Source organism: Frondihabitans sp. PAMC 28766 (assembly GCF_001577365.1).
GTDB lineage: Bacteria > Actinomycetota > Actinomycetes > Actinomycetales > Microbacteriaceae > Frondihabitans.
Window position 1 is genome coordinate 662,144 of record NZ_CP014513.1, and the last position, 22,768, is coordinate 684,911.

General features: G+C 71.4%; 24 protein-coding genes. 9 read left to right on the forward strand and 15 right to left on the reverse strand.

Features of this window, described 5'->3' with window-relative positions:
- Positions 1–13: 13 nt before the first annotated feature.
- The 3 genes from AX769_RS03200 to AX769_RS03210 form a co-directional block, all read right to left on the reverse strand.
- The gene (locus AX769_RS03200) at positions 14–730 is read right to left on the reverse strand and encodes a DUF1992 domain-containing protein (protein WP_066275867.1); all 717 of its coding nucleotides are present in this window, start codon (positions 728–730) and stop codon (positions 14–16) included.
- A gap of 249 nt (positions 731–979) precedes the next feature.
- Positions 980–1,495, reverse strand: a complete 516-nt coding sequence (locus AX769_RS03205; RefSeq protein ID WP_066275870.1) for a methylated-DNA--[protein]-cysteine S-methyltransferase — start codon at positions 1,493–1,495, stop codon at positions 980–982.
- Positions 1,492–3,195, reverse strand: a complete 1,704-nt coding sequence (locus AX769_RS03210; RefSeq protein ID WP_082763448.1) for an AlkA N-terminal domain-containing protein — start codon at positions 3,193–3,195, stop codon at positions 1,492–1,494. The genes AX769_RS03205 and AX769_RS03210 overlap by 4 nt, the downstream gene beginning before the upstream one ends.
- A gap of 115 nt (positions 3,196–3,310) precedes the next feature.
- Between AX769_RS03210 and AX769_RS03215 the strand changes: the two genes are divergently transcribed.
- Both AX769_RS03215 and AX769_RS03220 read left to right on the forward strand, forming a co-directional pair.
- The gene (locus AX769_RS03215; RefSeq protein ID WP_204249307.1) at positions 3,311–4,501 is read left to right on the forward strand and encodes an MFS transporter; all 1,191 of its coding nucleotides are present in this window, start codon (positions 3,311–3,313) and stop codon (positions 4,499–4,501) included.
- Positions 4,502–4,736: 235 nt separating this feature from the next.
- The gene (locus tag AX769_RS03220; RefSeq protein WP_066283129.1) at positions 4,737–5,294 is read left to right on the forward strand and encodes a PaaI family thioesterase; all 558 of its coding nucleotides are present in this window, start codon (positions 4,737–4,739) and stop codon (positions 5,292–5,294) included.
- Positions 5,295–5,394: 100 nt separating this feature from the next.
- Here AX769_RS03220 and AX769_RS03225 read toward each other — a convergent pair whose 3' ends face one another.
- Positions 5,395–6,030 carry an MBL fold metallo-hydrolase gene (locus AX769_RS03225; RefSeq protein ID WP_066275873.1) on the reverse strand — a complete coding sequence of 212 codons (636 nt, stop codon included), beginning with the start codon at positions 6,028–6,030 and terminating at the stop codon, positions 5,395–5,397.
- Between the two features lie 36 nt (positions 6,031–6,066).
- On the opposite strand from AX769_RS03225, the gene AX769_RS03230 reads away from it, so the two are divergent.
- Entirely contained in the window at positions 6,067–6,516 is a 450-nt protein-coding gene (locus AX769_RS03230) for a MarR family winged helix-turn-helix transcriptional regulator (RefSeq protein ID WP_066275879.1), read from the forward strand.
- Between the two features lie 129 nt (positions 6,517–6,645).
- Here AX769_RS03230 and AX769_RS03235 read toward each other — a convergent pair whose 3' ends face one another.
- Complete coding sequence (locus AX769_RS03235) at positions 6,646–7,587, reverse strand: LysR family transcriptional regulator (protein ID WP_066275881.1); 942 nt, start codon at positions 7,585–7,587, stop codon at positions 6,646–6,648.
- Positions 7,588–7,961: 374 nt separating this feature from the next.
- Between AX769_RS03235 and AX769_RS03240 the strand changes: the two genes are divergently transcribed.
- Positions 7,962–8,684, forward strand: a complete 723-nt coding sequence (locus AX769_RS03240) for a gamma-glutamyl-gamma-aminobutyrate hydrolase family protein (protein WP_066275882.1) — start codon at positions 7,962–7,964, stop codon at positions 8,682–8,684.
- Positions 8,685–9,143: 459 nt separating this feature from the next.
- Here AX769_RS03240 and mtnN read toward each other — a convergent pair whose 3' ends face one another.
- The 4 genes from mtnN to AX769_RS03260 all read right to left on the reverse strand — a co-directional run bounded on the left by mtnN (position 9,144) and on the right by AX769_RS03260 (position 12,628).
- Positions 9,144–9,848, reverse strand: a complete 705-nt coding sequence (gene mtnN / locus AX769_RS03245) for a 5'-methylthioadenosine/S-adenosylhomocysteine nucleosidase (protein ID WP_066275883.1) — start codon at positions 9,846–9,848, stop codon at positions 9,144–9,146.
- A gap of 91 nt (positions 9,849–9,939) precedes the next feature.
- Positions 9,940–10,392, reverse strand: a complete 453-nt coding sequence (locus AX769_RS03250; RefSeq protein ID WP_066275884.1) for an S-ribosylhomocysteine lyase — start codon at positions 10,390–10,392, stop codon at positions 9,940–9,942.
- Positions 10,393–10,411: 19 nt separating this feature from the next.
- Positions 10,412–11,596, reverse strand: a complete 1,185-nt coding sequence (locus tag AX769_RS03255; protein WP_082763450.1) for an XdhC family protein — start codon at positions 11,594–11,596, stop codon at positions 10,412–10,414.
- A 144-nt stretch (positions 11,597–11,740) separates the two neighbouring features.
- Complete coding sequence (locus AX769_RS03260) at positions 11,741–12,628, reverse strand: helix-turn-helix domain-containing protein (protein ID WP_066275887.1); 888 nt, start codon at positions 12,626–12,628, stop codon at positions 11,741–11,743.
- Between the two features lie 102 nt (positions 12,629–12,730).
- Between AX769_RS03260 and AX769_RS03265 the strand changes: the two genes are divergently transcribed.
- Positions 12,731–13,600: an oxidoreductase gene (locus tag AX769_RS03265; protein WP_066275889.1), complete on the forward strand. Its 870-nt coding sequence runs from the start codon at positions 12,731–12,733 to the stop codon at positions 13,598–13,600.
- Positions 13,601–13,678: 78 nt separating this feature from the next.
- Here the strand turns inward: AX769_RS03265 and AX769_RS03270 are convergent, their stop codons facing one another.
- The 3 genes from AX769_RS03270 to AX769_RS03280 all read right to left on the reverse strand — a co-directional run bounded on the left by AX769_RS03270 (position 13,679) and on the right by AX769_RS03280 (position 16,515).
- Entirely contained in the window at positions 13,679–14,131 is a 453-nt protein-coding gene (locus AX769_RS03270) for a MarR family winged helix-turn-helix transcriptional regulator (RefSeq protein WP_066275891.1), read from the reverse strand.
- Between the two features lie 205 nt (positions 14,132–14,336).
- Complete coding sequence (locus AX769_RS03275; protein ID WP_066275897.1) at positions 14,337–15,536, reverse strand: MFS transporter; 1,200 nt, start codon at positions 15,534–15,536, stop codon at positions 14,337–14,339.
- 97 nt (positions 15,537–15,633) lie between these two features.
- Positions 15,634–16,515 (reverse strand): NAD-dependent epimerase/dehydratase family protein, encoded by an 882-nt coding sequence (locus AX769_RS03280; RefSeq protein WP_066275899.1) that lies wholly within the window; start codon positions 16,513–16,515, stop codon positions 15,634–15,636.
- A gap of 82 nt (positions 16,516–16,597) precedes the next feature.
- On the opposite strand from AX769_RS03280, the gene AX769_RS03285 reads away from it, so the two are divergent.
- Positions 16,598–17,215: a TetR/AcrR family transcriptional regulator gene (locus AX769_RS03285; protein ID WP_066275901.1), complete on the forward strand. Its 618-nt coding sequence runs from the start codon at positions 16,598–16,600 to the stop codon at positions 17,213–17,215.
- A 135-nt stretch (positions 17,216–17,350) separates the two neighbouring features.
- Here AX769_RS03285 and pgi read toward each other — a convergent pair whose 3' ends face one another.
- Complete coding sequence (gene pgi, locus AX769_RS03290) at positions 17,351–19,075, reverse strand: glucose-6-phosphate isomerase (protein ID WP_066275905.1); 1,725 nt, start codon at positions 19,073–19,075, stop codon at positions 17,351–17,353.
- 165 nt (positions 19,076–19,240) lie between these two features.
- On the opposite strand from pgi, the gene AX769_RS03295 reads away from it, so the two are divergent.
- The gene (locus AX769_RS03295) at positions 19,241–20,041 is read left to right on the forward strand and encodes a GntR family transcriptional regulator (protein ID WP_082764002.1); all 801 of its coding nucleotides are present in this window, start codon (positions 19,241–19,243) and stop codon (positions 20,039–20,041) included.
- Positions 20,038–20,790, forward strand: coding sequence for a sulfite exporter TauE/SafE family protein (locus tag AX769_RS03300; RefSeq protein WP_066275911.1), 753 nt, complete (start codon positions 20,038–20,040; stop codon positions 20,788–20,790). Before AX769_RS03295 ends, AX769_RS03300 begins: the two co-directional genes overlap by 4 nt.
- Before the next feature lie 6 nt (positions 20,791–20,796).
- Here the strand turns inward: AX769_RS03300 and AX769_RS03305 are convergent, their stop codons facing one another.
- Together AX769_RS03305 and AX769_RS03310 are read right to left on the reverse strand one after the other, a co-directional pair.
- Entirely contained in the window at positions 20,797–21,411 is a 615-nt protein-coding gene (locus tag AX769_RS03305; protein ID WP_066275914.1) for a dihydrofolate reductase family protein, read from the reverse strand.
- Between the two features lie 63 nt (positions 21,412–21,474).
- Positions 21,475–22,224 carry an alpha/beta fold hydrolase gene (locus tag AX769_RS03310; RefSeq protein ID WP_066275917.1) on the reverse strand — a complete coding sequence of 250 codons (750 nt, stop codon included), beginning with the start codon at positions 22,222–22,224 and terminating at the stop codon, positions 21,475–21,477.
- A 187-nt stretch (positions 22,225–22,411) separates the two neighbouring features.
- Here AX769_RS03310 and AX769_RS23610 point away from each other — a divergent pair, with 187 nt between their 5' ends.
- The gene (locus AX769_RS23610) at positions 22,412–22,726 is read left to right on the forward strand and encodes a hypothetical protein (RefSeq protein ID WP_066275925.1); all 315 of its coding nucleotides are present in this window, start codon (positions 22,412–22,414) and stop codon (positions 22,724–22,726) included.
- The last annotated feature ends 42 nt before the right edge of the window (positions 22,727–22,768 follow it).

A 22,768-nucleotide genomic window follows, 5' to 3' on the forward strand; every position in this document is an offset into this window, starting at 1 on the left:
GCGCCCCTTTCTTTCAGCGGGCTCGGTTGCGGCGGGCGGCGCGGCGCTCGCGCCAGGTGCGCGGCTGCTGCTCGGCGAGCTCGGCAGCAGCGCGGGCGGCTTCGGCTCGTCGGTCGGCGCGGCGGGCACTCCAGCGCTCCACTTCGAGGTCAGGATCACGGGTGGGCGTCACCACGGGCGGCCCCCCGGTCAGCTGGCGGCGCGCCTCGACGATCCGGCCGTTGAAGTCCGCGATGGCGGCCCGCACGGAGGCCTCCGAGGCCATGCCGTCGAGCAACCCGTCGAGCTGCTGATTCTCGGTGCGCAGCGACAGCGCCGGCGGCGCGACGCCGCTCAGGCCCTCGCGCTCGATCTTCGCCTTGATCCACCAGTCGGGGTCGTGGGTGCCGCCGAGGCCGGGCAGCGGCTTGCCTGCCAGAGGGAGGTTGTCGAAGTCGCCGCGTTCGATGGCGAGGTCGAGCTGGGTCTTGGCGATCGAGCGGAGTTCGTCGGCGGTCGGGGCGCGAGGGGGCTCGCTCGGCTGCGCTGTCGGATCCTGCGCCCCTGCCGCACCTGCATCCCCGGCGGCGGCGGCGGGCCCCGCAGCTGCGGGCCAGCCGGCGCCCGAACCACGCGCGAGACGGTACCGCGCGGCGGCGACCGACGGGTCGGCCCGCACGGTCTCGCGGCGGATGGCCTCGCGTGACACGGGCGGGCGGTTCTCGGCGGGCTTGTCGGGGTCGGGCGACATCCCTCCACGGTACGCCGGGCGCGGTCGCTCTTCGACACGGTTTTCGTCGCTGGCCGCCGATGTCGCACCATGCGCGGCCCTTCGCACCACGCGATCCCATGGCTTGAGCGGAATCGCGTGGTTCCACCCGACCTCACCCGCCCGCGGTCCACTCGAACCACCGACGTCGGGTCGCACCACGCGATCCCGTGGCGTGAGCGGGATCGCGTGGTTCGACGACGGGACGGGGCCGGCGAGCGCCCCCGGCGACTAGGCGAAGAGGGCAGGCTGCACGGCCTGCGCCTTCTCGAGCCCGAGCAGCCACTGCTTGCGCTCGACGCCCCCGCCGAAGCCGGTCATGGCACCGGAGGCACCGATCACGCGGTGGCACGGCACGACGATGCTGAGCGGGTTGCGCCCATTTGCCAGCCCTACGGCGCGCACCGCCTTCGGGTGGCCCAGCGCCAGGGCGATCTCGCCGTAGGTGCGGGTCTCGCCATAGGGGATCGCCCGCAACTGCTGCCAGACGGCCAGCTGGAAGTCGGTGCCGACCGGGGCTGTCGGCAGGTCGAACGCGCTGCGCGACCCGGCGAAGTACTCGCCGAGCTGGGCCGTCACCCCGCCGAAGACGCGGTCGGCGTCGGCTCTGTCGAGCCGAGGCCCGAAGGTCGACGCATCGGGCGCATGCCTGTGCTCGACCATGTACAGCGCACGGAGGGCGTCGGTCTCGTCGTCGGCGACGAGGGTGAGGAGGCCGATGGGGGAGTCGATGACGGTGTAGCTCATGCGGGAATCCTTTCGGGGTTCGTGTCGGGGAGACCGGCGAGGCCGACCGCAGCGGCCAGAGTCGGCAGAGCGGGCAGCGAGTCGGCGGGGAGGGAGTTGACGGCGTGCGTTCCCGCCGCCCAGAGGTATTGCACGGCATAGGCGCGCCACGGCGACCAGGCGAGCGACCGCGCGTCGAGCGCCGGGCGCGAAGCGAGGCCGCTGCTCTCGATCAGGCCGAGCGACTCGCCCGCCTTGAGCACCCCGAGGTCGCCGCCGACCCAGGCGTCGGGGTCGCCGAGGGCACGCATGGCGATCGTCTCGACCGTCCACGGCCCGATCCCCGGCAGCGCGAGCAGCGCCGCCCGCGCGACCTGCCAGTCGGAGCCGGCACCCAGATCGACCGCGCCCTCGGCGAGCGCGGTGGCCATGGCGAGCAGGGTCCGTCGCCGCGAGGCAGGCATCCGCAGGATCCCGTCGAGCTCGGAGGGCGCATCGGCACGCCCGGCACCCGGGTCGACGGTCGCGTCGCCCGAGCCCGTCAGGGCCGGTCGACTCGCGGCGGCCACGACCTGCGCCCCCGTCGGGAAGAGCCGCGTGAGGCCTCCGGCCGGGTCGACGATCGGGTCGCCGAGCGCCTCCACGAGACGCCCGGCGTGGGTCCGCGCCGCAGCCGTCGAGACCTGCTGGCCTAGCACGGCACGCATCGCAAAGGCCTCAGGATCGAGGATGCGAGGCACCCGCCGCCCGGGGGCAGCCTCGACGAGGGGTCGCAGCTGCTCGTCCGAAGCGAGGGCAGCCTCGATGGCCGCCGGGTCGGCGTCCAGATCGAGCAGACGTCGGCAGCGGCTGACGGCCGCACCCACATCGCGCACGTCGGTGAGATGCAGCGTGACCGGGAAGGCGCCGTTCTCGGGCGGGTGGACCTCGACGATGCCGTGGCCGCGGGGGAGTCGGACGGTGGCGCGGTAGGCGCCGTCGCGGTACTCCTCGACGCCGGGCACGGCGGTGGCGACGAGGTGGCCGAGGAGGTTGGACGGTTCGAGGGGCTGGCGGTAGGAGAGGCGGAGGCGGAGGGTGGCCCAGGCGGCGGGCGCGGGCGCGCCCAGCGCAGCCGACGCGGCGCGGCCAGCAGCGGCGCGGCCAGCAGCGGCGCGACCACGCGCCGCCTGCCGCAGCTCGCGCGGCGTCGCCGCGTACGTCGCCCTCACCACCTCGTTGAATGCGCGCACCGACGAGAACCCCGCCGCGAAGGCGACGTCGGCGAGCGGGAGGTCGCTGGTCTCGATGAGGGTGCGCGCCGACTGGGCGCGCTGAGCCTGGGCGAGGGCGGCCGGACCTGCGCCGAGCTCGTCACGCAGCAGGCGCTCGACCTGCCGGTCGCTGTAGCCGAGGCGCGCCGCGAGCGCCGGCACCCCGTCGCGGTCGACGACGCCGTCGCCGATGAGCCGCATCGCCCGCGCGACCGTGTCGGAGCGGATGCTCCACTCGGGCGAGCCCGGCGTCGCGTCGGGGCGGCAGCGTTTGCACGCGCGGAAGCCGGCGGCCTGGGCGGCGGCGGCCGACGGGTAGAACGACATGTTCTCGTCGCGCGGAGTGCGCGCCGGGCAGCTCGGCCGGCAGTAGATGCCGGTCGTGTGGACGGCCGTGTAGAAGAAGCCGTCGAACCGCGCATCACGGCTGCGAACCGCGCCGCGGCAGAGGGTGTCGTCGAGCTGCATGGGTCCATCCTCGTTCATGCCGCCGACAAAGACTCGCGAGAATACGACACGGCAGTGGCCCAGGAACACCAGGGCCCGCGGGAGCGCGACAGCTGTCGGGTGGACAATGGAACAAATGAGATCTCTGCGGCTCGTCACCATCGTCATGGCTCTGACGTGCGGGTTCACGGTGGCCAACATCTACTACTCGCAGCCCCTGCTCGGGCTGATCTCGCGCGACTTCCACGTGACGGAGGGCGCGGCGGCCCTCGTCGTGACGCTGACGCAACTCGGTTACGCGTTCGGGATGATCCTGCTGGTGCCACTGGGCGACAAGGTCGAGAACCGCGGTCTTGCGGCGTGGACACTGCTGGGCACGGCTGCGGCCCTTGCGGTCGCCGCGTTCGCACCCACGTTCGGAGTCTTCTTGGCGGTGTCGGTGCTGGTCGGCATCACCTCGGTCGTCGTGCAGGTGATCGTGCCCATCGCCGCCAACCTCGCACCCGCGGGGCAGGGCGGTCGCGTGGTCGGGCAGGTCATGATGGGCCTGCTGCTGGGCATCCTGCTGGCCCGCACGCTGTCGAGCTTCGTCGCGGCGGCCTGGGGCTGGCAGACGATCTACCTGATCTCGGCGTGCGTGATGGTGGTGCTGTCGCTGCTGCTGTTCCGGGTGCTGCCGAAGCGCTACCCGCACGAGCCGATGTCGTACCCGGCCCTGGTGAAGTCGATGCTGACGCTGGTGCGACGCCACGAGCCGCTCCGCCGCCGGGCCCTCAGCCAGGCGCTGATCTTCGGGGCCTTCACCGCGTTCTGGACGGCGATCGCCTTCCACCTCATCGCCCAGTTCGGGTTCGGGCAGACCGCGATCGGGCTGTTCGCGCTCGTCGGTGCCGCGGGCGCACTGGCCGCGCCGATTGCCGGGCGACTCGGTGACCGCGGCCTGGGGCACATCGCCAGCGGCGCGGCCCTCGTGCTGGCGATCGTGGCCCTCGTGATCGCCGCCGTCTTCCAGGGCGACATCATCCTGCTCGGGGCGGGCGGCGTGCTGCTCGACTTCGCCGTGCAGACGCATCAGGTGCTCGGGCAGCACGAGGTCTACGCCCTCGACCCGGGCGCCCGATCGCGCATGAACAGCGTCTACATGTTCACGCTGTTCATCGGCGGCGCGATCTCGTCGGCCATCACCGGCACGCTCTACGCGGTCGGCGGGTGGGACGCCGTGTGCATCTTCGCGGCGGCGCTGCCGTTCGTCGGGCTGCTGATCTGGGCGGCGCACCACGTACGGCACGTCCGGCTGGCGCGGGTGCTGCTCGGCAGTCGGTCGTAGCGGCCGTCGCTGATCGGCTGGCCCAGTGCCTCTGCCGTTCGGGGGCTTCTGCCGTGGTGTCGCGAAATCGCGACCGATTCGGCCTCCGAGTCACACTGGTTACTGCCGCCGGGTGGTTTTCAGCCGGCCGAGGTCGCGATTTCGCGACAGGATCACCGCGCCGCTGCGGCGGGGGCATCGACCGGGCAACTAGGCTGGGTGAGTTGTGCAGCGCAAGCCAGACGAAGGAGTCGACATGACCGACGATGCAGGATCCCGCCCCACCGAGACTGCCGGCGCGGCCGAGCCCGCCAGCGCCACCGACGCCCCGACACGCCAGAAGACCGTCACCTGGAGCGACCCGCACGTCTCGGCCGCGGCGGCTCGCACCATGTCGGGGCTCGAGTTCATGCAGGCGCTGATCGCGGGAGAGCTGCCGCCGCCGCCCATCCTCGCGCTGATGAACCTCGAGGCCGTCTCAGCCGAGGTGGGCCGCGCCGAGTTCCGCTGCACACCCGACGAGTCGCACTACAACCCGATCGGCGCGGTGCACGGCGGCTTCGTCTGCACGGTGCTCGACTCCGTGCTGGGTTGCGCGACGCAGACGACGCTGCCCGCGGGGCAGGGCTACACGTCGCTCGAGATCAAGGTGAGCTATCTGCGAGCACTCTCGGCGACGAGCGGCGTGCTGACCGCCGTGGGCCGGGTGTCGAAGCCCGGCCGACGGGCAGCCTTCGCCGAGGGAGAGGTGCGCGACGCCGAGGGCAAGCTCGTCGCCACGGCCACGAGCACGCTCCTCGTCTTCCCCGTGTAAGCCGAAACCCCCTCCGTTTTACCTATAGGTGCGGCCCTCGCACACGGAAATTTCTGTGCGGCAACGGCCTACCTATAGGTAAAACGGAAGGGGGCAGGGGTCAGAGGGTGATCGACGAACCGTCGGCCAGGGTGACGAGCTCGAGGCCGGTGAGCTGCTGGGTGAATTGCGCGAAGGAGCCGCGGCCCGCATCGCTCAGCATGAGGTCGTGGATCTGCACGGCGCGCTTCGGCTTGACGGCGCGCACGTAGTCGATCTGCTCGCCGAGCTTCGCCCACGGGCCGCTGGTCGGCACGAGCAGGGTCTCGACCGTGGCGTCGGGCACGAAGTACGAGTCGCCGGGGTGGAAGACGTTGCCGTCGACCAGGTAGCCGACGTTGCTCATGAGGGGGATGTCGGCGTGGATGATCGCGTGGTTCTCACCGAAGACGACCACGTCGAATCCTGCGGCGTCGAAGGTGTCGCCCGCCTTGACGGCGACGACGCGGCCGCCGTGGTCGCCGAGCTCGGCGGCCACGTTCGCCGGGGCCCAGACGTGCAGCGCGGGCTGAGCGTCGAGGGCGGCGTTCAGGATGCCGGCGTCGAAGTGGTCGGGGTGGTCGTGCGTGACGAGCACAGCGGTGGTGCCGGCGACGAGCTCGGCGGAGTTGGGGGTATAAGCGCCCGGGTCGATCACGAGGGTGCTGTCGCCCTTGGTGAGCACAACGGTGGCGTGGGTGTATTTCGTGAGTTCCATGCCGTCAACTATACAGGCAAGCTGTATTGTTGCCGCATGGCCATTGGAGACCGACATCCCGAGTTCACCCTCGACGACGCCAACGAGCTGCGGCGGGCCATCGGCGAGAGCGTGCGGGCGATCCGCCGGTCCGAGCCGACGCCCGAGGGGCAGATCGAGGCGCTCGGCTTTCTCGCCCGCGACGGCGCGCAGAGCATAGCCGCCCTCGCGCGGCTGCGGAGAGTTCGCCACCAGAGCATGAGCGCCACCGTCGCCGACCTCGAGGCGCAGGGGCTCGTCGAGCGCGCGGCCGACCCGTCGGACGCGCGAGGTGTGCTCGTCTCGTTGACGGTCGCAGGATCCGAGATGATCGCCGAGTCGCGCATCAGGCGGTCGGGTCGCATCCTGGAGGCCGCGAACCGGGTGCTGTCGCCCGCTGAGCGCGCCACGCTCGCCACCGCTGCCGTGGCACTCGACAAGCTGTGCGCGGCGCTGCTCGCCGAGTGACCGGGGCGGCCGGGCGGCGGGGCGCGGTGCGACGCGGCGGGGCCGGAGAGGCGCGGCCTGAGAGGGGGGCGGGCGGCGGGGCGCGGTGCGACGCGGCGCGGCCGGAGAGGCGCCGCTCGCGGGCACGGCTCAGTGCGATGCGGCGAGCGCCCGATCCTGCGCGTTGACAGCCTGGCGCGCGGCCTGGAGGCACGCGCTGATGGCGGGGTCGCGCTGGCTCGTGGTGCGGGTGAGGCCGATGATGCTGCGGTCGATGCCGGGCTTCACGTCGAGCGCCACGATGTCGGGGTTCGAGCGGGCGATGGTCTCGGGCAGCAGGGCGATGCCTGCGCCGGTCGCGACGACTGCGGCGAGCACGTCGAGGCCCTCGAACTCCCAGCGGCGGCGCGGGTCGGCGGCCAGCTTCGACAGGAAGGCGTCGGCGGCCTCGCGACTGTCTTTGCCGACGGGCGCCGAGAGCCAGGTGAACTGGGGCACGATCTTCCGCAGTACGGAGGTCGACAGCGGGGCCTCGGGCGCGAACGCCGCCGCGTCGTGCGACCGCCCGACGGCCAGCACCACGGGCTCGCGCCGCAGCACTGTCAGCGTCAGGCCGGCGCGAGCGACAGGCTCGGCCTGCGACCAGTCGTCGGTGACCACGAGGTCGGCCGCCCCGTCGAGCACGGCGCTGACGCCGCCCGCCGTCGTGTGGGCCTCGCGGGCCAGGATCGTGAGCCCGGTGTGCTCCTCTTGCAGGCGCGCGAAGTGCGGCGCCAGAAGGGCCGCGAGCCCGGGGATGCAGTGGATCTCGACGCTGCCCGAGATGCTGCCCGCGCGCTCGCGCATGAGGTTCTGCGCGTACTCGACGGCGCCGAGGATGAAATCGGCCTGCTCGGCGAGGTCGCGCCCGGCCGCGGTGAGGTGCGCGCTGCGAGCGGTGCGCTGAATCAGGGCGATGCCGGCCTCGCGCTCGAGCGTCGCCAGCTGCTGCGACACGGCCGACGACGAGTAGCCCAGCTCGGCCGCCGCGGCACTGATGCTGCCGAGCGATCGGAAGCGCTGCAGGATCTCGAGGCGGTGCAGATCGAGCATCGTTTCTCCTTACCCCAGCCCTCGGTAAGAGCCGCTTGTACCGATGGTCGCGCACGATGAGAATTGAGTCAAGACTTCAGCACCACACCTACTCAAAGAAAGGCCCACTCATGGCTTCGAACAACACCAACCCCATCGCCCGCATCTTCAGCACCGTCTGGGCCGAGTCCAAGCGCGCCAGCCAGGGCGTCGCCGCTCGCCCCGTCGTCAAGCGCTGATCGCCGATCGCCGGCTGATACGCGCTGGCTGACACGCGCTGACCGACTAGCGGTGGGCAACTAGCGCTGAGCCCCGGTTCCTGCCCTGCAGGCCCGGGGCTCTTCTGCGTCCGCCGCCGGCTGGCACGCACCGCGCCTTTCGGCCAGGATCGACGTGTGCCTGCCGAACAGCCCCGCCTCCTGCTCGTCGACGTCACCGACCGTGAGCGCCGCGACCCCTCGTTCGCGGCCGAACTCCAGGCGCTCACGGCCAGCGCGGCCGCGACTGCCGCTGCGGCGGGGTTCGACGTGCGGCGCGTGGCCTCCGACGGCCCCAGCCTGGCGGCAGAATTCGACCGCGCCGACGTCGTGTTGCTCATGGGAGGCGAGGACGTCGATCCTGCCCTCTACGGCGGAGCCGAGAGCTACCCGCACCGTGACCAGATCTTCGCCGACGCCGACCGGGCCCAGGTCGCGCTTGTGCGCGAGGCCCTCGACGAAGGAGTGCCGCTGATCGGCATCTGCCGTGGCATGCAGGTGATCAACGTGGCGCTCGGCGGCGACCTCGTGCAGCACCTGCACGAGGGCGGGCACGTGGCGCCCAACCCGGCCGAGAGCATGGTCGCGCACGCGGTGTCGCTTGTCGAGGGCAGCGCCCTCGCCCGGCTGCTCGGCGCGACCGAGCTCGACGTGCAGTCGTCGCACCACCAGGCCGTCGGCACCGTCGGCCGTGATCTGCGCGTCGTAGCGCGGGCCGACGACGGCACCGTCGAGGCGATCGAGCACGCGACATCTCCCCTGTGGGCCGTGCAGTGGCACCCCGAAGACGCAGGATCGACGGGCACTGTTCTCGTCGACCTGCTGGCCGCCGCCCGCGCTCGCCTCGCGCCGCGCTCGTAGCCTCCGCCCGCGCTCGCCTCGCGCCGCGCCCGTAGCCTCCGCCCGCGCCGCCGCGCCGCCGCGTCCCCGCACCGACCACCGCGCTACCCGCCGCCGTCGCCGCCGCCGCCGTCGCCGTCTCCGTCTCCGCCGCCGCACCACGGGATCCCCTTCGAACCATCCATTTCCGCGGTTCGACCCGGAACGCGTGGCTCGATCAGCCGCCAACGCGCCGAGCCAACCGCCGCCGCCGCCGCCGCCGCAGCCGCCGCCGCAGCCGCCGCACGATCGAACCGCCGAATCCCGCGGCACGCGCCCCCGCGTTCCGGTCATTCCCGCCATCTTGTGGCGGCCGCGTGAAGCATCGAGGAGATCCGCTCATCCGACCCCGACTTACGCGGATTGCGAGCCCATCCGGCCAAAATCTCCTCGCAATTGAGAGGAGCTCTGCCTGCGGGGGGGGGGGGGGGGGGGGGGGGGCTAGAGCGCCGCGAGCAGCGCGAGCACCACCCGCGCCGAGCGGTCGGACGCGTCGTCGACGTGTGTCAGGTGGTCGCCGACGGCGGTGGGGTCGGCGAGGTCGGAGATTCCGCGGATCGACACGAACGGCCGGCGGTAGACGTGGCAGACCTGCGCCATGCCGAGCGACTCCATGTCGGTCGCGAGCACGCCGGGGAAGGACGAGCGGATGCCGTCGACTAGCTGCCCGCTGACGAACGTGTCGCTCGAGACGATCAGGCCCGATCGCACGGGGATCGGCACACCGGCGGCATCGGGCAGCGGCGCGAGGCCCGCGAGCGCGGAGAGCACGTCGGCAGGAGCCGAGTAGCTGGCGGGCATCCCCGGCGATTGCCCGACCGCGTAATTGAAGACGCGCACGTCGGCGTCGGCATTGACGTACGACGAGCCCACGATGACCTCTCCAACCGAGACGTCGAGCCCGACACCGCCCGCCGACCCCGCGCTGATCACGAGAGGCCCGGGCCCGGCAGAACCATCACGAGGCGCGGTCCGCAGGATCGCCTCGGTCGCAGCACCCGCCGCGTTGACGAGCCCGATTCCGGCCCGGATCAGCAGGATCTCGAATCCGTCGATCGACACAACGCGGTGGTCGGCGTTGCCGAAGCGCTGCTGCGGGCCGACCGAGGAGGCACGCTCGAGGAAGGGCGCGGCCTCGTCGTCCATCGCGGTGAGAACGCAGGCGTCGACGCGAAGATCACCAGCGGAGAACGCAGACGAAGCCGGGGAGCCGGCGACACCAGCGGAAGACCCGAGCTCATGCGCTGACGGTGCCCCACTCCGAGCGGTGGTCGAGGAAGGTGCCGACGTCGCGCTGCGCACCCTCGAGCGAGTGGTTCGCACCCCAGCCGCACTGCACCTCGTTGGCCGCGGGCACCTCGGTCGCCGACAGGATGTCGGTCATGGTCGCCTCGACCAGCGCCAGCACGTCGTCGTACGAGGGCTCGCCGTGCAGGGTGAGATAGAACCCGGTCTGGCAGCCCATGGGCGAGAAGTCGATCACGTTGGGGGAGTGGTTGCGCGAGTACTCGGCGAAGAGGTGCTCGATCGAGTGCACCGACTTCATGTCGAGGTGCGCCTGGTTCGGCTGGGTGAACCGCACGTCGTACTTGTCGATCACACTGCCGGTCGGCAGCTCTTTGTGGTCGGCGAGACGCACGTAGGGGGCAGCGACGGTGCGGTGGTCGAGATTGAATGACTCGACGTTCATACGTGACTTTTCCACAGCCTCAGGGTACCTCGGCTGTCAGGCGTGACGCCCAGGCAGCGGCAGCAGGCGCGGGCGCAGGCGCAGGCGCAGGCGCAGGCGCAGGATCTCGGAGCCCCGAGTGAATGGGCCCGTCCCCCTCCGTCAACGACTGCCCGCCGGCGCCGGTGCGAGCGCGCACGACCTCCGCGAGGATCGAGAGGGCGACCTCCTGCGGGGTGGCGGCGCCGATGTCGAGCCCGATGGGCGAGTGCAGGTGGGCGAGCGAGCGTGACCCGACCCCGGCATCCTGCAGCAGCAGCCGCCGCCGGTCGTGCGTGCGCCGCGATCCCATCGCCCCGACGTAGCCCACCGCGCCGTCGGCCGCCAACGACAGGGCGAGCGAGAGCACCGGCACGTCGAACTTCTCGTCGTGGGTGAGCACGGCCAGCACCGTGCGCGAGTCGAGCCGGCCCGCTGCCGCCTCGGCCGCGAGGTAGCGGTGCGGCCACGCGACGACGACCTCGTCGGCCGACGGGAACCGTGCTGCCGTGGCGAAGACGGGGCGGGCGTCGCACGCCGTCACGCGATAGCCGAGCAGTGCCGCGGCATCGGCGAGCGCCGCCGAGAAGTCGACCGCCCCGAAGACGATGAGCCGCGGCGGCACGGCGTGCACGAGGTGCAGCACCTCGAGGGTCACCCCGTCGCACTCCGTCTCGACGCTCGCCGAGCGACCGGCGCCGACGAAACCGCGAAGATCGTGCAGGATGCGACGCCCCACGTCGTCTGCCGCCGGAACCCCGTCGTCGGTGACGACTCGCCCGACCACCCCGGCGGGCCCTGCGATCACGAGTGCGAGCCCCGCGGCTCGACCCGACGCCGCCGCGCGCAACTGTGACACCACCGCCGTGTCGGCCGCGCTGATCGTCGTGCCGAACACGCGCATCTGCCCACCGCAGGTGAGCCCGGCCGCGAACGCCGCGTCGTCGTCGAAGCCGAAGTGGTCGGCCGCGGTCAGCCCGGTCGCGAGCAGCTCGTCGGCGAGCGCGTACGCCTGCGACTCGACGCAGCCGCCCGAGATGCTGCCGACGACGGCCCCGGTGTCGTCGACGGCCATCGACGACCCCAGTGCTCGAGGCGCGCTGCCCAGCACATGGGTGACCGTGACGACGGCTGTGCGGCGACCGGCATCGACGAGCGAGACAAGCTCGGAGGCGAGCTCGAACATGGCAGGATCCTGACGTCGGCGACCTTCTGGGCGCGGCTGAAGTGGGCGAAGAGTCGTGCGCCTCAGAGTCGGCCGTGGGCGATCGCGCCGCGCTTCCAGGGATTTGCCATGCCGTGACGATACTCGGAGTGTGTTTCGCCCGGGTTACTTGTGGGTCGAGTCGGTGTCGACACCGTCGGCCGGCCGAGCCGTCGCATCCTGCCCCACGCTCTCGGCTCCGGCGGAGATCTGCCGCAACAACCCGAGCAGCCCCCAGGCCTCCGAGCCGGGATCAGCGTGGTGGATCACGAGCAGCATGCCGTCGGCCTCGCGCACCACGAGCTTTTCGCGCCGCAGCACCAGATCGCCGACCTGCGGGTGCCGGATCATGACGGAACCGCCGTCCGGGACCTTCACGTCGTGCCGCGCCCAGAGCTTGCGGAAGGCCTCACTGCCGAGCGACAGCTCGCCCACGAGCTGGGCGAACCCGGGGTCGGTCGTGTCGGTGCCGACCGACGCCCGGAAGCTCGCGACGAGCCCGCCCGCGGCCTGCTCCCAGTGCGGCGCGTACAGGTCGCGCTCGCGTTGGTCGAGAAAGAAGGCCCGCATGCGGTTCGCCCCCTTCGCCATGCCGGGAGACAGTGCCTCGGCAAGCGGGTTCGAGGCCAGCACGTCGAAGTAGCGCCCCTCGACGAAGGCCGGCAGGTCGAGGCTGTCGAGCAGCGTCAGGATGCCACTCGGCACCGACTCGCGCCTCGCCCGGGGCGCTCGGCGCGGTCGCTGCTGGGCCAACTGGACGAGATACCCCACCCCCGCAGAGTCGAGCTGCAGCACCCGGGCGAGCGCCTCGAGCACCTGCACCGACGGGTTGCGGTCGCGGCCCTGCTCGAGCCGCAGGTAGTAGTCGGACGAGATGCCCGCGAGCATCGCGACCTCCTCGCGGCGGAGCCCCGGCACGCGGCGGAGGCCGAGTGACTGGATGCCGACGTCGGCGGGCTGCACGAGCTCGCGACGCGCCTTGAGGTAGTCGCCGAGGGGGTTCGGATCGTCCATGACAGCACCGTAACCCGGGCTCGCGCGATCCTGCCTGTTCCTCCGACTCCCAGGATCAGCGCGGCCCTGCCTGCGCACACGTTTCGGGCGCACAGTGGTGGCATGGCTAACACAGAGACCACACTTCCCGGCGGCACGTTCACGATGGCCGACGACCTCACCGTCACCCGGCTCGGCTACGGGGCGATGCAGCTCGCCGGCCCCGGCGTCTTCGGCCCGCCGAAAGACCACGACGAGGCCCTCGCGGTGCTGCGCGCCGTTGTCGAGGCCGGCATCACGCACATCGACACGGCCGACTTCTACGGCCCGTTCGTCACCAACCGCCTGATCAAGGAGGCGCTGCACCCCTACCCGGAGTCCCTCCACATCGTCACGAAGATCGGCTCGGTGCGCGACGACCAGGGCAACTGGCTGCACGCCCGCTCGGCCTCGCAGCTGCGCGAGCAGATCGAGAGCAACCTCGAGAACCTCGGGCTCGACCAGATCGAAGTCGCCAACGTCCGTGTCGGCGGTCAGGACCGCCCCGAGGAGGGTTCCATCGCCTCGGTGTTCGAGGGCGCCGCAGCCCTGCAGAGCGAAGGCCTCGTCAAGCACCTCGGGCTCAGCACGGTCAACGCCGCGCAGATCGCCGAGGCCCAGGCGATCGCGCCGATCGTGACGGTGCAGAACTTCTACAACATCGCCAACCGCGAAGACGACGACCTGGTCGATTCGCTCGCAGCCCAAGGGATCTCGTACGCGCCGTACTTCCCGCTCGGCGGGTTCTCGCCGCTGCAGTCGTCGACGCTCTCGTCGGTGGCGGAGCGGCTCGGGACCCGGCCGATGGCCGTGGCGGTCGCGTGGCTGCTGCACCGCTCGCCCAACATCCTGCTGATCCCCGGCACCTCCAGCGTCGCCCACCTGCGGGACAACATCGCCGGCGCGGGCCTCGTCCTCGACGACGAGACTCTCGCCCAACTGAACTCCCTCTAGCCGCAGGGTGAGTGGCAAGTCCGTGCGGCTTTTGGGCCGATTCGCCGCACGAACATGCCACTCACCGGCCGGGGCCCGTCAGGTGAGGTGAGGGAGGGAGCTCAGCGCATCGACCAAGGGGGCGAGCTCGGGGATCTCGCGGGCCGACGCGAGCGCGGCCTCGAGGGCGGCGTCGTAAGCCGGGCGCACCTCGTCGAGCAGGTGCTTGCCGGCGGGGGTGAGCTCGGAGTAGATGCCGCGGCGGTCGTCGACGCAGAGCACGCGGGTGAGCAGGCCACGGTCTTCGAGCCGGGTCACCAGCCGGGTCGTCGCGCTCGGGCTGAGGGCGGTGGCGCGGCTGACCTGCTGCATGCGCATGTGCCACGAGCCGGGCTGCCGGCTGAGCACGTCGAGCATCGTGAACTCGACGACCGAGAGCCGAGCCTGCTTCTGCAGGGCGGCCGCCAGGTCGGCTTCGATGCGGTCGTGCAGGGCAGCGAGCGTGCGCCAACCTTGGGCACGCACTTCGACGGCGGTGTCTTCGACGCCCAATGCGGCCTCCTCTTGGTCGCGAGCGCATAAGCCGCGCTCGCAAGCAGCACCGTAGGCGCGCGCCCTGGGGCCCGCCCGAGCGCTCGTGGCGCCGCCGGGCACCGGCTCGGTCGCGAAATCGCGACTGATCCCGGCGCCACACCGCCCGGCGGCAGTAACGCCTGTGACTCGCAGGTCGAATCGGTCGCGATTTCGCGACCACAGGTCAGGCCCGGGCAGCCTCCGCCGCCGCGTCGGCCTCGGCCGCCAGCAGCAGCGGACCCCGCCGCCCCAGCGCCCACACCGTCAGCGCGAACCCGCTGAGCACCGCGGCGGCGACCATGATGGCCTCCCATCCGCCGTGATCCCACAGGAAGGTCGCCAGCCCCGACCCGACCGCGCCCCAGATGAAGTTGTTGGTCACGAAAGCCGTGTTGAGCCGGCTGCGCGCCTGCGGGTCGACTTGGAACATCCGCGACTGCACGGTGATGTTGTGCCCCTGAATCGCGACGTCGAGCAGCAGGATCGCGACGATGATCACCGGCACCGACCGCTGACCGAGGCCCCCGACCGCGAACGCGACGACCACCAACGCCCACGCCACCCCGATCACCGGCAGCCCGAGCCCGCGGTCGGTGAGCCGCCCCACGCGCTGCGCCGCCGCCGCTCCGGCCAGCCCGACGAGACCGAACAGCCCGATCAGCGTGACCGAGAACGAGAACGGCGGGGCGCTCAGCAGGAAGGTCAGCGACGTCCAGAACATCGTGAAGACCATGAACGACGTCCCGCCGAGCACGAGACTCCAACGCACCACCCGCTCGCGCCGCACGATCGCGAAGACCGAGCCGATCAGCGCCGGGTAGCGCATCGTCGCGCGAGGCGTCAGGCGTGGCACCGCGAAGAACACCAGGATCGCCAGCACGAACGCGAGCGCCGCCGCCGCGAAGTAGATGGCCCGCCAGCCGGCCGCCCCGGCGACGAGCCCTGCGACGGTGCGGGAGACCAGGATGCCGATCAGGATGCCGGAGACGACCGTCCCCACGATCCTGCCGCGGTTCTCGTCGTCGGCGAGATCACCTGCCAGCGGCACCAGGATCTGCCCCGAGACCGTCGTCAGCCCCACCAGCGACAGGGTCACCAGCAGCACGCCGAACGTCGGAGCGAGCGCACTCGCCAGCAGGGCGGCGGTGGCGCAGAGCAGGGCGATGGGCACCAGGATGCGACGGCTCAGCACGTCTCCGAGCGGCACGAACAGCAGAACACCGATCGCGTAGCCGAGCTGGGTCGCCGTCACCAGCCAGCCGGCCGCGCTCGTGCCCGTCTTGAGGTCGCGCGCGATGAAGTCGAGCAGCGGCTGCGACCAGTAGAGGTTGCCGACGGCGGCCCCTCCGGCGATCGCGAAGAGGAGGGTGAGGCGTCTGGTCACGGTCTGCTCTCGGTCGGCGTCGGGGTCCTGCCTCGAGGCTAGGCGCGCCCGCCGGTCGCGAGGGAGGCACTGCTGTGCCCCCTCGCGTCGGCGCCGATCAGGCGGGGTAGTCGCCCGCGCGCAGGTCGTCGACGAGGCTCGGGTGGGTGGGCTGCCAGCCGTAGGTCTGCTGAGTCCAGGCGCTGGTCGCCGGCTGGTCCATCGCGAAGATGGTGCCGAGCGGGCCGAAGGTCTCGGCCGGCACCTGCTGCACGGGCACGTCGAGCTGCTCGCCGATGATCGTCGCGAGAGACAGCATGGTGTCGCCCTCGTCACCGACGGCGTTGACGGCCGTGCCGGGCTCGCCTTCCTCGACCATGAGACGGAAGAGCGACGCCGCATCGCGACGGTGCACGGCCGGCCAGCGCTGGCCGCCGTCGCCGACGTAGGCCGAGACGCCCGACTGCTGCGCCGCGGCGATCAGGATGCCGGCGAACCCGTAGGCGACGTACCGCTCGTGCACCGAACGAGGCAGACGCACGGCCGAAGTGCGGACCCCCTGCGACGAGAGGTCGAGGACACGCTGCGCGTTGATGCCGCGGCCGCCGACGGGGCCGGTGGTCGACATCGCATCCTGCTCGGTGGCAAGTCGACCCGGCGAGAAGGTGGTGCCCGACACGATCGAGAACGCCTTGCCGGTGTCGACGAGGGCCGCACCGATGGTGTCCATCGCGAGGCCCTCTTCGGCGATGCTGCGCTCGAGGTCGCTGAAGTCGTTGCTGAAGGCGAGATGAATGCTCGCGTCGGTGTCGCGGGCGGACGACGTCAGGATCTCGAGGTCGCCGAGACCCCCGATCACGGCGGTGCCGCCCGCAGCCTCGACCTTCGCGGCGGAGGCGGCAGACCGCGCGAGGCCGAGCACCTCGTGCCCGTGGGCGACCAGCTCTTCGACGACGACCGACCCGATACCGCCGGATGCTCCGGTGACGAATACGCGCATGAGTGACTCCTTAGTGATGCGACTGATGTCCCATCACTGTAGCACCGTGATGGGACTCGTGTCGCATCAGTATGATTGAGCAATGGCCCGATGGGAACCCGACGCACGCGAGCGCTTCGTCGCCGCTGCCCTCGAGCTCTTCACCGACCAGGGCTACGACGACACGACGGTCGCCCAGATCGCCGAGCGGGCGGGTCTCACCCGCAGCACCTTCTTCCGCCACTTCAGCGACAAGCGCGAGGTGCTGGCCGCGGGGCAGGAGACTCTCTCACGGCTGTTCGCCGAGGGGATCGCCGGGGCGCCCGCCGACGCCAGCCCGCTCACCGCCGTCGCGGCCGGCCTGGACAACGCCGCCGGCGCGATGACGCCGTTCAACCGAGCGCTCGCGCCGCGCATCGAGGCCGTCATCGCGACGAACAGCGAGCTGCAAGAGCGCGCCGCCCAGAAGCAGGTCGGCATGGCCCAGGCGATGTCGGATGCGCTCCGGGCTCGGGGCGTCGACGACCGCGTGGCGTCGACCGCTGCCGAGCTCGGCCTGTTGGCATTCAAGGAGGCGTTCAGCGAGTGGATCGCCGAGGGTGCCGACGGCCCGGAGGGTGCCGACGGCAGCACGAGCAGCAGCAGCGGCGATTCCGACCTCGAGACACTGCTGCGCGAGGCCCTCGAGCGGCTGCGCTCGGCGGTCGCGCAGCTCGGCTGACTGCGCGGAGGCTGACCTCTCGCGCGAGACTGACCTCTCGCGCGGCCAGCCCAACACCACGAAACGGCCACGACACCCTGCCTAGGCGGGGTGCGGTGGCCGTTTCGAAGTGTTTCGGCTCAGAAGGGCCGGATGCTACTTGCGCAGCTCCAGGTACCGCGCGATGAGCGCCTTCGTCGACGAGTCCTGCGACTCGAGTGCCGATGCGTCGCCGTCGACCGCCGGGGCGATCTGCAGCGCGAGCTGCTTGCCGAGCTCGACACCCCACTGGTCGAACGAGTCGATGCCCCAGATGGTGCCTTCGGTGAAGACGATGTGCTCGTAGAGCGCGATCAGCTGGCCGACGACGCTCGGGGTGAGCTCGGGCGCCAGGATCGACGTCGTGGGCCGGTTGCCGCTGAAGGTGCGAGCCGGCACGACGGCCTCTTTGGTGCCCTCGGCACGAACCTCGTCGGCGGTCTTGCCGAACGCCAGCGCCTTCGTCTGGGCGAAGAAGTTCGCCATGAACAGCGCGTGGACGTCCTGGCCGGGCGCCACAGCGGCGCCGTCCCCGGTGTCGTCCTTCAGCGGGTGCGCCGGGTTGGCGACGGCGATGAAGTCGGCGGGGATGAGGCGCGTGCCCTGGTGGATCAGCTGGTAGAACGCGTGCTGGCCGTTGGTGCCGGGCTCGCCCCAGAAGATCTCGCCGGTGTCGGTGGTGACGGGTGAGCCGTCCCAGCGCACCATCTTGCCGTTCGACTCCATGGTGAGCTGCTGCAGGTAGGCGGGGAAGCGGTGGAGGTATTGCGTGTAGGGCAGCACCGCGTGGCTCTGGGCCTTCAAGAAGTTGGAGTACCAGACGTTGAGGAGGCCCATCAGCACGGGCACGTTCTCTTCGAGCGGCGTGGTGCGCATGTGCTCGTCGACGGCGTGGAAGCCGTTCAAGAACTCGGTCCAGTTGTCGGGCCCGATCGCGATGACGACGGAGGTGCCGATGGCGGAGTCGACCGAATAGCGGCCGCCCACCCAGTCCCAGAAGCCGAACGCGTTCTCGGGGTCGATGCCGAAGGCTTTGACCTTGTCGAGAGCGGTGGAAACGGCGACGAAGTGCTTGGCCACGGCGCCGTTGCGGGCCTCGTCGCTGTCGTCCAGAGCGCCCGAGTCGCCCAGCTGCTTCCACAGCCACTCGCGGGCGAGGCGTGCGTTGGTCAGCGTCTCGAGCGTGCCGAAGGTCTTCGACGCGACGATGAACAGCGTCGTCTCGGCGTCGAGGTCGGCCGTCTTCTCGTAGATGTCGCTCGGGTCGATGTTGGACACGAAGCGTGCCTCGAGACCCTTCTGGACGTAGGGCTTGAGTGCCTCGTAGACCATGACGGGCCCGAGGTCGGAGCCGCCGATACCGATGTTGACCACGGTCTCGATGCGCTTGCCGGTGACGCCCGTCCACGCGCCCGAGCGCACCTTCTCGGCGAAGCCGAAGACCTTGTCGAGCGTCTTGTGCACCTCGACGTCGACGTCTTCGCCGTCGACCACGAAGGGCTTCGCGGGGGTGAGCTCGCCAGTCGCGGGGCGACGCAGGGCGGTGTGCAGCACGGCGCGGTCTTCGGTCACGTTGATGTGTTCGCCCGAGATCATGGCCTCGTAGCGCTCGGCGACGCCCGAGTCTTTCGCCAGCTGCAGCAGGTGGCCCAGGATCTCTTCGGTGACGAGACCCTTCGACAGGTCGACCGTGAGGTCGGCCGCCTGGAACGTGTAGCGGCTCGCACGGTCGGGGTCGGCGTCGAACCAGCCGCGCAGGTCGGGCGAGAACCCGTCGGCGATGCCGGCGAGCGCCTTCCACGCGTCGGTCGAGGTCGGGTCGACGGGGGCTTCTTCGGTCAAGGGGTCCTCCTGGATGCCAAGGATTGCGCGGCCCGCGACTCACGCAGCGCTGCCTGGCGGACCGCCCTCAACTCTATTCCCGTGAGGTGAACGCCGGGTCGCGACGGGGCAAGCAGTGGATAACTTGTCTAGACAAGTGGCGACGTCACTTGTATGGTCAAGTGCGTGAGCGAACCTCTGCACGGCGCGATAGCCGACGACCTGCGCGGCCGGATCGTGCACGGCGACTTGAGCGTCGGCGATCCTGTGCCCTCGGAGTCGTCTCTCTGCCGACAGTGGGGCTCGTCGCGCGGCCCCGTGCGCCAGGCGCTGGCTACTCTGCGAGCCGAAGGCCTCATCGAAGGCGGCCGCGGCAAGCCCCCCGTTGTCGCTGCGACGACACTGGCGCAGCCGTTCGACACGCTGCTGTCGTACTCGGCGTGGGTCGAGTCGATCGGCCGCACGCCCGGCCAGCGCACGATCGAGTTCGCGCCGCATCCTGCCGACGCCGAGACGGCTTCGCGGCTCGAGTTGGCCGAAGGGGATCCTGTCGTGACGCAGCTGCGCCTGCGCCTCCTCGACGGCGAGCCGGCGATGCTCGAGCGGACCAGCTGGATCGAGCGCGTCGGCCGCCTTCTCGTCGACTTCGACACCGATTCAGGATCCGAGTGGAGTCGCCTTCGCTCTCGTGGCGAGCACATGGCCTCGGCGCGACACGTCATCGACGCCGTCGCCGCCGACCCCGTCGACGCGCTGCACCTGGGCGTCGGCCTCGGCACTCCGCTGCTGCGCCAACGACGCGTCACCCGCAACGCCGAAGGCGAGGTGCTCGAGTACGACGAGGACCGCTACCTGCCCGAGGTGGTCAGCTTCTCGCTCGAGAACACCTCGGACGTGCGCACGCCGTTCGCGCGCAACGCGATGCCCGCTCCGCACGCGGCAGCGGCAGCCGCAGCGGCAGCGGCGCCACGGACGGGCGGCTCGTGACCGGCCTCGCCGAGTGGGCCTTCCTCGTGGCCGCCGGCATCGTGGCCGGCATCACCGGCACGGCCGGCGGCATCACCTCGCTCGTCGCCTACCCCGCTCTGCTCGCCGTCGGCCTGCCGCCGCTCACGGCCAACGTCAGCAGCTCGGTCGCCCTGGTCGGCTCGGGCTTCAGCTCGGCGCTCAGCTCGGGCCCCGAGCTGCGGGGCCACGCGCCGACCCTCCGCCGCTGGATGCCGCCCGTTATTGTGATGAGCCTCGCCGGAGCCGTGCTGCTCGTCGTCACCCCGGGCGACGTCTTCGGCCGGATCGTGCCCTATCTGGTGCTGCTCGGCGCTGTCGCACTGCTGTGCCAGCCGGCCATCGCCCGCTGGCAGGCCCGCCGCGGGGCCACTCTCACCCGCGCCACCGTGGGTGCGTCCGGCGCCGGGGTCGCGCTCTACAACGGCTATTTCGGGGCGGGGTCGGGCATCCTGATGATCGCGCTGCTCATGCTGTCGATCGAGCCGAAGCTGCCGCGGGCGAACGCTCTGAAGAACGCGATCCTGATCTCGGCCGACGTGCTGCCCGCCGTGCTTTTCATTGTGCTCGGCAGGATCGAGTGGCAGGCGACCGTCGCGCTCGGCATCGGCGCTCTGCTCGGCGGCCTCGTCGGCCCGCGAGTCGCCCGCCGCGTGCCGGCCGCCCTGATGCGAGTGCTGATCGCGGCATGCGGGTTCGGCCTCGCGGGCTGGCTCCTGCTGCACCCCTGAGTTCGACTACGCGCCGCCCCGCCGATAGGTGCTGACGGTCACGCCCGACGGCAGAGCCTCCGAGCTCACCTGCGCGAGCGTCGACGTCGGGAACCCCTCTGCGAACAGCCGCTTGCCGCGCCCCAGCACGATCGGGTAGACCACGAGCCGATACTCGTCGACCAGATCGTGCTCGGCGAGCGACTTGATCAGCCCGGTGCTGCCCCAGAGGCGGATCTCGCCCTCCGGCGAGGTGCCGGCAGCACTCAGCTCGCTCCTCAGCGCTGCGACCGCGGCGGGCAGGTCGGGGCCGAGCAACTCGGCGCCCTGCCAGGTCAGGTCGGAGAGAGTGCGCGAGGCGACCCGCTTCGGCACGCGGTTGTACCGTCGAGCCAGATCGCCGAAGGGGGTTGCGTCGCTCTGGTCGGCGAAGGGCCAGTAACTCGACCAGATCTCGTAGGTGCGACGTCCGAGCAGCAGCGCCTCGGTGCGGCTCTCCCAGTCGAGGACGAGGTCGCCGAGATCGCGGTCGCCCTGCCACCCGCCGAGGTCGAAGCCGCCGTCGCGATCCTCGTCGGGGCCGCCGACCGACTGCACGACCCCATCGAGGGTGACGAACGCTTGGACCACGATGTCGTTCATGCCGACAGCGTCCTCCTGGGCCGGCTCGGTGTCCAGCCCCTCGGCTGCCCGACGTGCTGGCTTCTATCCGAGAAGCGGCAGGATCTGCTCGACCACGAGATCAGGGCGCGTCACGAACGGGTGATGGCCGGTCGGCACCTCGACGGTGCGGGTGGCGCGCGCCGCGTGTGAGCGCTGCAGGGCGACGGAGGTGCTCCGATCCTGCGACGCCACGAGGTAGGTGGAGTCGACGCCCTGCCAGCCGGCGGCGGTGGTCGGGGTGACGAATGCGCCGACGGCCTGGGGCGTGACGCGCTGCCACGCCTCCTGCTGGGTCGTGGCGTCGGCATCCTGCAGGAAGCGCGCGGCGAAGCTCGAGGCGTCCAGCCCCGCGACCGCGAGGCGGCCGTCGCCGGTGTCGGCGACCTGCACGGGATCGGTCTCGCCGCTCATGATCGAGCCCTGCGACTGGCCGACGTCGGGGAGGTACGACGAGACGTAGACGAGATGCGCGATCGCGGGGTGGTGCCCCGCCTCGGCGACGACGGTGCCGCCGTACGAGTGGGCGACGACGATGGCCCGGTCGCCGGCGGCTTCGACCTCGTCGAGCGCGGTGCGGAGGGCTGCCGCGTCGGTGGCCAGGCCGGGTGTGGTCGCGCCCGCGCTCGGCTCGCCCGCGCTCGGATCGCCCGCGCTCGGCTCGCCTTCGCCGCAGGAGGGGAGGAGCACCGCGCGGCTCAGGACGCCGGCGCGCTGCTCGAGCAGGTCGGCCGTCGGCTGCCACCACCACTGACCGTCACGCACCAGGGCGCCGTGCACGAAGAGGAGTCGCATGCCTCGACCGTACGGCCCCGGCGCTGCGGCGGCCGGGCGATCCGCTCAGGGCAGATCCGCCTTCCCTCGTGCCGCCCCGGGGTCGCGGCATCGCCGCATCGCGCCCGATTGCGACAACTGCGACGCGGCAAGCGGTCGCAGTCGTCGCATTCGGGAGCGAAGCACGCGGCAGGAGTTTCCTGAACCCATGGCCCGAATCGTTCTCGAGGTACCGCGTCAGTCCCTGCCCGAGCTGACGACACGCGCCGTCGCGTCTGTGCCGCGCGCCAACCTCATCGAGGTCTCGAGCGACGGCGCGCTGATCAGCTACACCACGAATTTCGTGACGCAGGCGCAGACCACGCGCTTCACCTTCCACGATCACGGCCCGGCAGGATGCGAGATCCGGGTCGCGGCCACAGCCGGCGGCATCTTCGGGGGCGCCACCATCCCCGGGGCCCTCCTCGAGACCGGTCGCGCGGTGCTCGACGCGCTCGAGCGCGAGGCGGCGGCCGGGCAGTGACGCGCTCGCCTCGCGGGTTCGCCGAGGCACCACGGATCAGAC

Coding starts and splice junctions, on each gene's coding strand:
- AX769_RS03200 (WP_066275867.1), bottom strand. CDS start 730: ATGTCGCCCGACCCCGACAAGCCCGCCGAGAACCGCCCGCCCGTGTCA.
- AX769_RS03205 (WP_066275870.1), bottom strand. CDS start 1,495: ATGAGCTACACCGTCATCGACTCCCCCATCGGCCTCCTCACCCTCGTC.
- AX769_RS03210 (WP_082763448.1), bottom strand. CDS start 3,195: ATGCAGCTCGACGACACCCTCTGCCGCGGCGCGGTTCGCAGCCGTGAT.
- AX769_RS03215 (WP_204249307.1), top strand. CDS start 3,311: ATGAGATCTCTGCGGCTCGTCACCATCGTCATGGCTCTGACGTGCGGG.
- AX769_RS03220 (WP_066283129.1), top strand. CDS start 4,737: ATGACCGACGATGCAGGATCCCGCCCCACCGAGACTGCCGGCGCGGCC.
- AX769_RS03225 (WP_066275873.1), bottom strand. CDS start 6,030: ATGGAACTCACGAAATACACCCACGCCACCGTTGTGCTCACCAAGGGC.
- AX769_RS03230 (WP_066275879.1), top strand. CDS start 6,067: ATGGCCATTGGAGACCGACATCCCGAGTTCACCCTCGACGACGCCAAC.
- AX769_RS03235 (WP_066275881.1), bottom strand. CDS start 7,587: ATGCTCGATCTGCACCGCCTCGAGATCCTGCAGCGCTTCCGATCGCTC.
- mtnN (WP_066275883.1), bottom strand. CDS start 9,848: ATGGACGACGAGGCCGCGCCCTTCCTCGAGCGTGCCTCCTCGGTCGGC.
- AX769_RS03250 (WP_066275884.1), bottom strand. CDS start 10,392: ATGAACGTCGAGTCATTCAATCTCGACCACCGCACCGTCGCTGCCCCC.
- AX769_RS03255 (WP_082763450.1), bottom strand. CDS start 11,596: ATGTTCGAGCTCGCCTCCGAGCTTGTCTCGCTCGTCGATGCCGGTCGC.
- AX769_RS03260 (WP_066275887.1), bottom strand. CDS start 12,628: ATGGACGATCCGAACCCCCTCGGCGACTACCTCAAGGCGCGTCGCGAG.
- AX769_RS03265 (WP_066275889.1), top strand. CDS start 12,731: ATGGCTAACACAGAGACCACACTTCCCGGCGGCACGTTCACGATGGCC.
- AX769_RS03280 (WP_066275899.1), bottom strand. CDS start 16,515: ATGCGCGTATTCGTCACCGGAGCATCCGGCGGTATCGGGTCGGTCGTC.
- AX769_RS03285 (WP_066275901.1), top strand. CDS start 16,598: ATGGCCCGATGGGAACCCGACGCACGCGAGCGCTTCGTCGCCGCTGCC.
- AX769_RS03305 (WP_066275914.1), bottom strand. CDS start 21,411: ATGAACGACATCGTGGTCCAAGCGTTCGTCACCCTCGATGGGGTCGTG.
- AX769_RS03310 (WP_066275917.1), bottom strand. CDS start 22,224: ATGCGACTCCTCTTCGTGCACGGCGCCCTGGTGCGTGACGGTCAGTGG.
- AX769_RS23610 (WP_066275925.1), top strand. CDS start 22,412: ATGGCCCGAATCGTTCTCGAGGTACCGCGTCAGTCCCTGCCCGAGCTG.